Source organism: Salinivibrio sp. IB282, from assembly GCF_001995685.1.
GTDB lineage: Bacteria > Pseudomonadota > Gammaproteobacteria > Enterobacterales > Vibrionaceae > Salinivibrio > Salinivibrio kushneri.
The window spans coordinates 1-9,405 of sequence record NZ_MUET01000089.1 but is presented as its reverse complement, the minus strand read 5'-3'; the positions used below and the strand labels follow the sequence as shown (position 1 = coordinate 9,405).

Below are 9,405 nucleotides of genomic sequence, written 5' to 3'. Positions count from 1 at the left end.
CATGTAAAAGATAAGAAACAGCTGGCTTAAAACAACTTAGAAGACCAACCCAGTTTTTTTCGTAGCGTGTTGTAATAATTATAATCTTGAGGATGAATGAGTTTGAGCGTGGCGGGACTTTTGTAAATGTGCACTTCGTCCCCAGGGTTTACCGGCAAGGAAACTTGGCCATCACAGCTCACTTCCAGTGTCCCGCGGTTGTCAGGCGAAACCAGTAATTTAATACGGCGGTTGCCATCAACAACCAATGGACGGCTCGACAATGTATGCGGGAACATAGGCACGAGCGAAATCGCGTCGAGGCTGGGAGATAAAATAGGACCACCGCCGGATAAGCTGTATGCCGTTGAGCCTGTGGGCGTTGAAATAATGATCCCGTCCGATCGCTGAGAGAAGGCGAACTGCTCGTTAATGTACACCTCAAATTCAATCATGTGCGCGACTTGCCCGGGGTGAAGTACCGCTTCATTCAATGAAGCGTTATGGCTTTTTACCTGATCGTGACGATGAATTTCGGTTTCAAGTAAAAAACGGTCTTCTTCCAAGTACTCACCGCTTAATACCGCTTCCAGCGCATGTTCAAAGGCTTCGGGATCCAAATCGGTGAGAAAGCCGAGGTTACCGCGGTTCACTCCGATCACCTTGATATCGCAGCGAGACAGTACACGTGCGGCGCCGAGCATATTGCCGTCCCCACCGATCACAATGGCTAAGTCGGCGTGTTGGCCTATCGTCACGAGATCCAAGTAATGGGCATCGGGCAAACCAAGATTGGTGCTCAAGCGTGTGTCAATGGACACCTCATAACCGCGTTCAGTTAGCCAGTGATAGAGGCCTATGTGTGTGTTAACCGCTTCCGGGTTACGAGGTTTGCCAATCAGGGCAATGCGCTGGAATGCTGTCGACATAATCAGGATCTCATCGTTATTTGTGCCCAGTATAACGCGGTAAAAAAGCGATTGTCGTGATTTGCGTTATGCGAGCGGTTGAATCATAAAGATTCATCCCCATAATACTTTCGTCAATCAAGTTGAATAGTCCCAGTGGCGTGCTGGGCAATGCCATTTGTGTCGGAGTGATCATGAGCGAAGAACAGAAAGTGAAGCAAGAGCAGGAAGCGATGAAAGATGCGCAAGCTGCTGAAGCCAAAGGTAAAGAGCAGGCCGCTGAGCAACAAGCAAGTGGTGGTGCAGACATTGAACATGAAGAAACCGCAGCCATGATTGCGCGCATCACCGAGCTAGAAGCAGCGCTTGAGGCAAGCGAAGCCAAGGTGCAAGAGCAGCAAGATAGTGTGCTACGTGCTCGCGCTGATGTTGACAACATGCGTCGTCGCACCGAGCAAGAAGTGGATAAAGCGCGCAAGTTTGCCCTAGAGAAATTTGCCGGTGAACTTWTACCTGTGATTGATAACCTTGAACGCGCGGTTGAAATGGCCGACAAGGAAGACGAATCAATCAAACCAATGGTGGAAGGGGTTGAGCTGACGCTGAAAACCATGATGGACACCATTGATAAGTTTGGCTTGAAAGCGATCGATCCTCAAGGTCAACCGTTTGACCCAGAATTGCATCAGGCGATGACCATTCAAGAAAGCGCCGAGCACGAGCCAAACACCGTGATGATGGTGATGCAAAAAGGCTATGAACTAAACGGCCGTGTTGTGCGCCCAGCCATGGTGATGGTATCCAAAGCGCCGCAAGGTAACGTTGACGAAAAAGCCTAATTAGGCCCGGGAGAGAGCTTACTAAACTAAATTCGGTGTTTTTTTGCTTCCTCCCCTTGAAAAGCACTCGGCTGCCCTTATTTAAACGGCAGCACTAAATAAAATTGCGGTGAGGGGGTTGAACCTCTCACAGTTACCCCCACATAAGGGGTAACGCATTAAAGCCATAGAACGAATTTCGGAGAGCACCAGATGGGTAAAATCATTGGTATTGACTTGGGTACAACCAACTCATGTGTCGCCGTACTTGACGGTGAAAAAACGCGCGTCATTGAGAACGCAGAGGGTGATCGTACAACACCATCGGTTATCGCTTACACACAAGATGGTGAAACACTTGTCGGTCAGCCTGCGAAGCGCCAGGCAGTGACAAACCCAGAAAACACCCTGTTTGCTATCAAGCGTCTGATCGGCCGCCGCTTCGAAGATGAAGAAGTGCAGCGTGATATCAGCATCATGCCTTACAAAATTGTTAAGGCAGATAACGGTGACGCTTGGGTTGAGGCGAAAGGCCAAAAAATGGCTGCGCCACAGGTGTCTGCTGAAGTCCTGAAGAAAATGAAGAAAACCGCTGAAGATTTCCTCGGCGAGGAAGTGACTGGCGCGGTTATCACAGTCCCTGCTTACTTTAACGACTCTCAGCGTCAAGCAACCAAAGATGCTGGTCGTATCGCAGGCCTAGAAGTTAAACGTATCATCAACGAACCAACAGCAGCGGCACTGGCTTATGGTCTAGATAAAAAAGGCGGCGATCGCACAATCGCTGTGTATGACCTAGGTGGTGGTACCTTCGATATCTCTATCATCGAAATCGATGAGGTAGATGGCGAGCAAACGTTCGAAGTATTGGCCACAAACGGTGACACGCACCTTGGTGGTGAAGATTTCGATAACCGCTTGATCACCTACTTGGTTGACGAGTTCAAAAAAGAGCAAGGCATCGACCTGCGTCAAGACCCGCTAGCGATGCAACGTGTCAAAGAAGCGGCTGAGAAAGCGAAGATTGAACTGTCTTCTGCGCAGCAAACAGACGTGAACTTGCCTTATGTGACGGCGGACGCAACCGGTCCTAAGCACATGAACATCAAAGTGACTCGTGCCAAGCTTGAGTCTCTGGTTGAAGATCTGGTTCAGCGCTCACTAGAACCAATGAAAGTCGCACTGGCTGATGCCGAGCTATCCGTTGACGAAATCACTGACGTTATCTTGGTTGGCGGTCAAACCCGTATGCCAATGGTACAGGCCAAAGTGGCAGAGTACTTTGGTAAGGATGCACGTAAAGACGTGAACCCTGACGAAGCCGTTGCCATGGGTGCCGCGGCACAAGGTGGCGTACTGTCTGGTGATGTAAAAGACGTACTGCTGCTTGACGTGACGCCTCTTTCACTGGGTATCGAAACCATGGGCGGTGTGATGACCAAGCTGATTGAGAAAAACACCACGATCCCAACTAAGGCGAACCAGGTGTTCTCAACTGCAGAAGACAACCAAAGCGCGGTAACAATCCACGTGATTCAGGGTGAGCGTAAGCAAGCCATGCATAACAAATCACTGGGTCAGTTCAACCTCGAGGGCATCCAGCCTGCGCCACGCGGTGTGCCACAAATCGAAGTGACCTTCGATTTGAACGCTGACGGTATCTTGAATGTGTCTGCGGCTGATAAGCAAACCGGCCAAGAGCAGAAGATCACTATCCAAGCGTCTGGCGGCCTAAGTGACGAAGACGTTGAGAAGATGGTGCAAGAAGCAGAAGCTAACAAAGAAGCGGACAAGAAGTTCGAAGAGCTAGTGACTGCGCGCAACCAAGCTGACCAACTGGTTCACGGCACGCGTAAGCAAATGGAAGAAGCAGGTGACAAACTGCCTGCAGAAGACAAAGAGAAGATCGAAACCGCCATTTCTGAGCTGGAAACCGCACGTAACGGTGAAGATAAAGAAGACATCGATGCGAAGGTTCAAGCACTGGTTGCCGCTTCATCAAAACTGATGGAAATCGCGCAGCAGCAAGCTCAAGATGAGCAGGCGCAGCAAGACGCCGGTGCTGATTCAGCAAAACAAGACGACGATGTTGTCGATGCTGAGTTCGAAGAAGTTAAAGACGACGACAAGAAATAAGCGAAAGCACTGTCGTTAATAAGCACGGGCGTAGGGGAGCAATCTCCTTCGCCCGTCGTTTTATCAAACAGTGAATTGAACGTCTTTGTTTTGTTGACGTAAACAGGTGCAGTCAGACCATGTCTAAAAGAGATTTGTATGAAGTGCTCGGCTTAAGCCGCGATGCAAGCGAGCGCGATATTAAAAAAGCCTATAAGCGGCTGGCAATGAAATATCACCCAGACCGCAACAAAGGCGAAGATGCAGCCGATCAGTTTAAAGAAATTAAGTTGGCCTATGAAGTGCTGACCGACCCRCAAAAACGCGCAGCCTATGATCAATATGGTCACGCAGCCTTTGAACAAGGCGGCATGGGAGGCGGCGGCTTCGGCGGCGGTGGCTTCGGTGGAGGTGCTGACTTTAGCGATATTTTTGGTGACGTATTCGGCGATATATTCGGCGGAGGTCGTCGTGGTGGTCAGCAACGCGCGCAACGTGGAGCCGATTTACGCTACAACATGGAGCTTACGCTTGAAGAAGCGGTCCGTGGCGTCAGCAAAGAGATCGAAGTCCCTACTTATGTCGGGTGTAAAACCTGCGATGGCAGTGGGGCGAAACCAGGTTCGAAAAAACAAACCTGTGGAACCTGTAACGGTATCGGCCAAGTGCAAATGCGCCAAGGTTTCTTTGCGGTTCAACAAGCATGTCCAACGTGTCATGGCAGCGGGACCATTATCAAAGATCCTTGTAACAGTTGCCACGGCCAAGGTCGCGTAAAAGAAACCAAGCACTTGAATGTGAAAATCCCTGCGGGGGTTGATACGGGTGATCGCATTCGCTTATCCGGAGAAGGTGAAGCGGGTGAAAACGGTGCCCCGGCGGGTGACTTGTATGTTCAAGTGCACATCCGCGAACATCATATTTTTACCCGTGATGGCAACAACCTCTACTGCGAAGTACCAGTGAGCTTCACCATGGCAGCCCTCGGCGGCGAGGTTGAAGTCCCTACCTTAGATGGTCGTGTTAGCTTAAAAGTCCCAGCAGAAACACAAACGGGTCGCATGTTCCGCATGCGCGGTAAAGGTGTGCAGTCTGTTCGTGGCGGCGGTGTTGGCGATCTCATCTGCAAAATGGTGGTTGAGACTCCAGTTAATTTGAGTAGCCGGCAGAAAGAGCTGCTTCAGGAGCTGGAAGAGTCGTTTAGTGGCTCTGAGGCGAAAAAGCACAAGCCAAAATCAGAAGGTTTCTTTGACGGTGTTAAGAAATTCTTTGACGATTTAACCGGATAAACGACTGAGTTTCTCCCGCTACGCTCGACGGCGAGTCAGAGCGTACTGAAATAATTAGCGGCCAGCTCTATGCTGGCCGTTTTAATGTCTGAAGAACCCCACTTTTTGCACGATCTTGGGGTAAGGGGCAGGATGCGTTGGATGAGGTAGAGGTTATTAGTCCATTAGCATAGAGCACTAAGGTTGCGCAGGGATCATCGGTTTGTGAGTGATTAGCTCGCGGGTGAGCAAGGATCTTATAGGTAGCCTCCCCACTTTGAATTTCGAATCGATAATCAGGCGATAACTGGCAATCGGCACAGAGTGCTTTTGCTTCTAAGTCGGTTGCATCTGATACCGAAGGATAGTGTTTTGTCGTAATGAACTGCTGCTCTACCCAGGCTTGTAACTGAATTAAGTGTCGCGTCGCTGCGTGCCGTGTCTGTCGTTGTTGGTACTCTGTATAGCTGGGTATGACTACCCCTGCAAGTGTGGCGATGATAGCCAAGACGAGCATCATTTCGATCAATGTCACCCCATGTTGTAAATAGCGACAAAAAGATAAACGCATTTCTACGGGCCTCTCGAAGACTCAATCACCAAACGCATACAGAGGTTATGAGAGTGGTAATCTGAGCGCAATCAGCAGGCGAAGATCCTGGGAGGCAGTATGCGTTTTATCTCTCATCAAAAACGACGTTATCATGGCTTTACTTTAATAGAGTCACTGATTGCGCTTGCTGTGCTGGCGGTTACATGCAGTATTGCGTTTCCCAACTTTCAAAAAGCGCACCAAGCGACGTTAATTGCCAATGAGAGTGCGGCACTCTCTAGTTTGTTTCAGTTGGCACAAAGCCGAGCTGTCGAAGAAAGTCGACCGTATGTTGTTAGCTTGGTGAGTGAGGGTGGGATTGACTGCATTGTTGCCAAAGCAGAATCAGCGTCCACAGTCCGAGCATCAGCCCAACAGCCATCGACTCACGCCTGCCATCAAACGCAAGCCTTGATGGTGAGGCTAGATAAACAGGTCACACTAAAAAAACAAGTTAAAGAAGAGTGGCAATTACAGCCAGACGGCGATTTATTTACGATTGACTTTCGAACCCAGCGGCCGAACCTCAACCTCACACTTGGATTAATGGCTAAGAAGCGCCAACAGCCAGACTATGTAGTGCAAGTTCGTCAGTACCTGGGTTTTGAATCCTGTCAGTGGAGTGGTATCGACAGTGCGTGTAGCTAATTCCAAAGGGTACTCATTAGTTGAGCTTTTAGTTGGCTTGTCGGTGAGTATTTTAGTTTCAATCACCGCACTCTCTGTGATGACTTCGGCGACCACAATGCAAGCCAGGATTGATGCCAAGACGCGCTTATCGCTCGAAGTCAGCCGCTTATTAACGATGATGGAAACTGAGATACGTCGAGCCGGAATGTGCTACCAGTGTGATGGCGCGTCGCCCTATCTCTTTGACAGTAGTCATGATCTTCACCTTTTACTGATTGATGAAACTCCCTCGCAGCGTCAAGGGCAATGCCTTCGTTTTGCTTATCAACAAGACAGTCTCCATCCCACGAATACCGTGGGTAAAGATGACGCCAAAGGTTTTCGACTAGATACAGAAGCCCATGCCATAGAGATCTATGAAAATCACCGAGACACGGCGAACTGGTCGTGTGAATCAGGTTATTGGCGAGATATTTCTTCTCGTGCATTGAAGATCTCGCATTTATCTTTTACCCGTAACGAGGTGCATACCGAAAATGGTCGACGCATTACCTCATTGACTATCAAGGTTTCCGCCTCGCTAAACCGCCAACCTGGTCTGCGTAAAGATGTGTCGCGAACATTGGTTTTAGCTAATACGGTGGCCTCATCATGAAGTACGTCGCAAAATGCACGCGTGACCAAGGTATAGCCACCCTGGCGGTGGTCGCCAGCATCGCTCTAATTACGCTTCTTATCGTATTAGGTGTCAGTCGACGCGCAGTCAATGATATCCAACAAACACAGGCGAGAATCACAACCGAGCAATCCCTTTCTAGAGCGTGGGCGGCTCTAGATTGCGCGGTGGCTAAGATCAAACATGATGGTATTCATTTATCGAAAGACGATGTGGCAGCGGGGATAGCGCAACTCTCACCTTGTCAACATATCGCAGGGAGCCAATTATGGTTGGAGCCTTGGCAAAATAGTGATCGCGGAATGTGGCATCTTTACGCGACTCATGCACAGCAACAAGTCGGAGTGACCCTAGCAAAAGCCACCGGTGCACGAAGAAGTTCATTTGTCACTTCAGGATCAGCAGCGTTTTACGGTGGCAATAGATGGCGACCAGCAAAGGGAAAAAAGCGAGAGGATGGTTTATATGAATGTCATTCAATTGTAGCCGGGGGCGATGTCATGATTCGTCCGCGCACGCTCGGTGAGAATCAGTCAAAGAGTTCAGAGAGCTCAAAGAATGAAGAGGAAAAAAGTCAAAACATATTTACCGTTCACTTAGGAGAGGGTGAAGAATGTGCACCCGAGTATAAAACTGAAGTCCATTATGGCGAAGTCGCGGATAGCCGCGATGAGGCAGAGACGCTGCTCAAAAAAGATGTACAAACCAATGTTGATAATATGGACTTGTTCAAAGATTACTTTGGTGTTCCTCGCGCGCAGTGGAAAACAGTCAGAGAGCAATTTGAGCGACAAGGCGGTTTTGTTGTTAATACCCAAGGTGACCCCTCGTTATGTTATGAAACCCTATTGGATGCAGTCGCAAGTAGTAAACACAGAGAAAGTGCGAATGCAAAAGTCTGGGTGGATGGGCCTTGTGATCTAAGCCGAGAGGGTTTAGAGGCGTTACCAAGTGAACCTCCGATTTTACTGGTTGTACAAGATGGCATTGTGGCGCTGCGTGGTGCGATTAGACCGTTTAAAGGAGCGGTTTATCAGTTTAACACCGATAAGCTGAATGCGAGAGAATTTGCTGAGCAATGGGGGATGATCATCTCCGAATCTGGCGAGATGTCTTGCTCTCACAACGATAGTAATATCCAAGAACTTTGCCAATTGATTACATCGACTGTTACCAACCCTGAGCAAGCACGCCGTGTGCCTTTTTGGTTTAGTGGTACCTTTGAACCCGAGGGGGCATTTATCACCGACGTGCCTAATGGCCACTCCGTGGTGTATGGTGCATTCATACCTACTTATAGTGGTGAGGTATTACAGCAGAGTTTTGCTGGGCTTAAGCAGTGGCGGCCCGTAAATAATAGCTACCATGACATCAAGCCGCCTCTTGGGGAGGGTTAGCATGTTACGAGCGCGAGGCTTTTCCTTTATAGAAATATTGATTGCGCTAGTGTTAGTTGCGGTAACGGGCGCAGGTATTTATACACTCACTGTTGATATTCAAGCTAAGCAACACAATGTGCGCTTGGCCGAAGGGGCTATGCACGTTGCTAGTAACCAACTGTCGCATTGGCGTTTAATGAACACGGATACGCCCTGCAGTGCAAGCCACTCTGTAGTCATGAGGTTGAGCCGTTTAGCACGATGTTTGATAGATACCGAAGACACGGGTTACCAACTGGCAGTGACTGAGATTAAAAATGTGCTCACCGATGATGACGGTGTTTATGCGAAAACACTTGTATTGGAAGTTCGCTGGCAAGATTACCGAAATAAGGAACAGACGCTGAGATTTTACTTCACAGGGTCAACGCTTCGATACCAAGGTATGTAATAAGCGCCCAAAAGAGTGAGTTATCACCCGCTTGGTTGGTTTTTAATCGCTTGTGCTGTTTTCTTCAAAAAATCCTTGCGCCCAAAAATTACCTCTCTATAATGCGCTCTCGTTGGCACGGCAAGCCGCGCTAACAACGGCAAAATAGCCAAGCAAACAAAACGCTTGACTCATTGCCTCGGTGGCGTAAAATGCCACTCCCGCTCAAGATTGGGCGGCGCTCTTTAACAATTTGACCTATGCAATCTGTGTGGGCACTCGTTAAGAATAGACAAAAAGATTTATTCGATGAACTGAGTGACCAAACGACAACTTTTATAGTTGTTCGGCACAGTCAATTCGTTTGTCTCTTCGGAGATAAACAGTAATCAGTATTCATTGAGCAGCTTCTACGGAAACACCAAACTTAAATTGAAGAGTTTGATCATGGCTCAGATTGAACGCTGGCGGCAGGCCTAACACATGCAAGTCGAGCGGAAACGGCAGCATTGAAGCTTCGGTGGATTTGCTGGACGTCGAGCGGCGGACGGGTGAGTAACGGCTGGGAACCTGCCCTGACGAGGGGGATAACCGTTGGAAACGACGGCTA

9 protein-coding genes and 1 rRNA gene are annotated in these 9,405 nt (G+C 49.0%); 8 read left to right on the top strand and 2 right to left on the bottom strand.

From position 1 onward, the window contains the following. Positions 1-26 precede the first annotated feature (26 nt). Positions 27-908, bottom strand: coding sequence for an NAD(+) kinase (nadK, locus tag BZG14_RS13835; protein ID WP_077486538.1), 882 nt, complete (start codon positions 906-908; stop codon positions 27-29). A gap of 173 nt (positions 909-1,081) precedes the next feature. Here nadK and grpE point away from each other — a divergent pair, with 173 nt between their 5' ends. From grpE to dnaJ, 3 genes are all read left to right on the top strand, one after another. Continuing rightward, complete coding sequence (gene grpE / locus BZG14_RS13830) at positions 1,082-1,726, top strand: nucleotide exchange factor GrpE (RefSeq protein WP_077609008.1); 645 nt, start codon at positions 1,082-1,084, stop codon at positions 1,724-1,726. A 192-nt stretch (positions 1,727-1,918) separates the two neighbouring features. Next, a complete protein-coding gene (gene dnaK, locus BZG14_RS13825) occupies positions 1,919-3,841 on the top strand; it encodes a molecular chaperone DnaK (protein ID WP_077609007.1) in 1,923 nt (640 codons plus the stop codon). A gap of 119 nt (positions 3,842-3,960) precedes the next feature. Next, complete coding sequence (dnaJ, locus tag BZG14_RS13820) at positions 3,961-5,109, top strand: molecular chaperone DnaJ (RefSeq protein ID WP_069362800.1); 1,149 nt, start codon at positions 3,961-3,963, stop codon at positions 5,107-5,109. Between the two features lie 67 nt (positions 5,110-5,176). On the opposite strand, the gene BZG14_RS16140 is transcribed toward dnaJ, so the two are convergent. After that, positions 5,177-5,659, bottom strand: coding sequence for a type IV pilin protein (locus BZG14_RS16140; RefSeq protein ID WP_077609009.1), 483 nt, complete (start codon positions 5,657-5,659; stop codon positions 5,177-5,179). Between the two features lie 99 nt (positions 5,660-5,758). Between BZG14_RS16140 and BZG14_RS13810 the strand changes: the two genes are divergently transcribed. The 5 genes from BZG14_RS13810 to BZG14_RS13790 form a co-directional block, all read left to right on the top strand. Continuing rightward, positions 5,759-6,328 carry a pilus assembly FimT family protein gene (locus tag BZG14_RS13810; RefSeq protein ID WP_077486543.1) on the top strand — a complete coding sequence of 190 codons (570 nt, stop codon included), beginning with the start codon at positions 5,759-5,761 and terminating at the stop codon, positions 6,326-6,328. Between the two features lie 43 nt (positions 6,329-6,371). Continuing rightward, positions 6,372-6,965: a hypothetical protein gene (locus BZG14_RS13805; RefSeq protein ID WP_131825191.1), complete on the top strand. Its 594-nt coding sequence runs from the start codon at positions 6,372-6,374 to the stop codon at positions 6,963-6,965. Continuing rightward, on the top strand, positions 6,962-8,383 hold the full coding sequence (locus tag BZG14_RS13800; protein ID WP_077609006.1) for a hypothetical protein: 1,422 nt from the start codon (positions 6,962-6,964) through the stop codon (positions 8,381-8,383). Before BZG14_RS13805 ends, BZG14_RS13800 begins: the two co-directional genes overlap by 4 nt. 1 nt (position 8,384) lies before the next feature. Then, positions 8,385-8,816 (top strand): type II secretion system protein, encoded by a 432-nt coding sequence (locus tag BZG14_RS13795; RefSeq protein ID WP_158011760.1) that lies wholly within the window; start codon positions 8,385-8,387, stop codon positions 8,814-8,816. A gap of 408 nt (positions 8,817-9,224) precedes the next feature. Beyond that, a 16S ribosomal RNA gene (locus BZG14_RS13790) occupies positions 9,225-9,405 on the top strand; the annotation flags it as partial.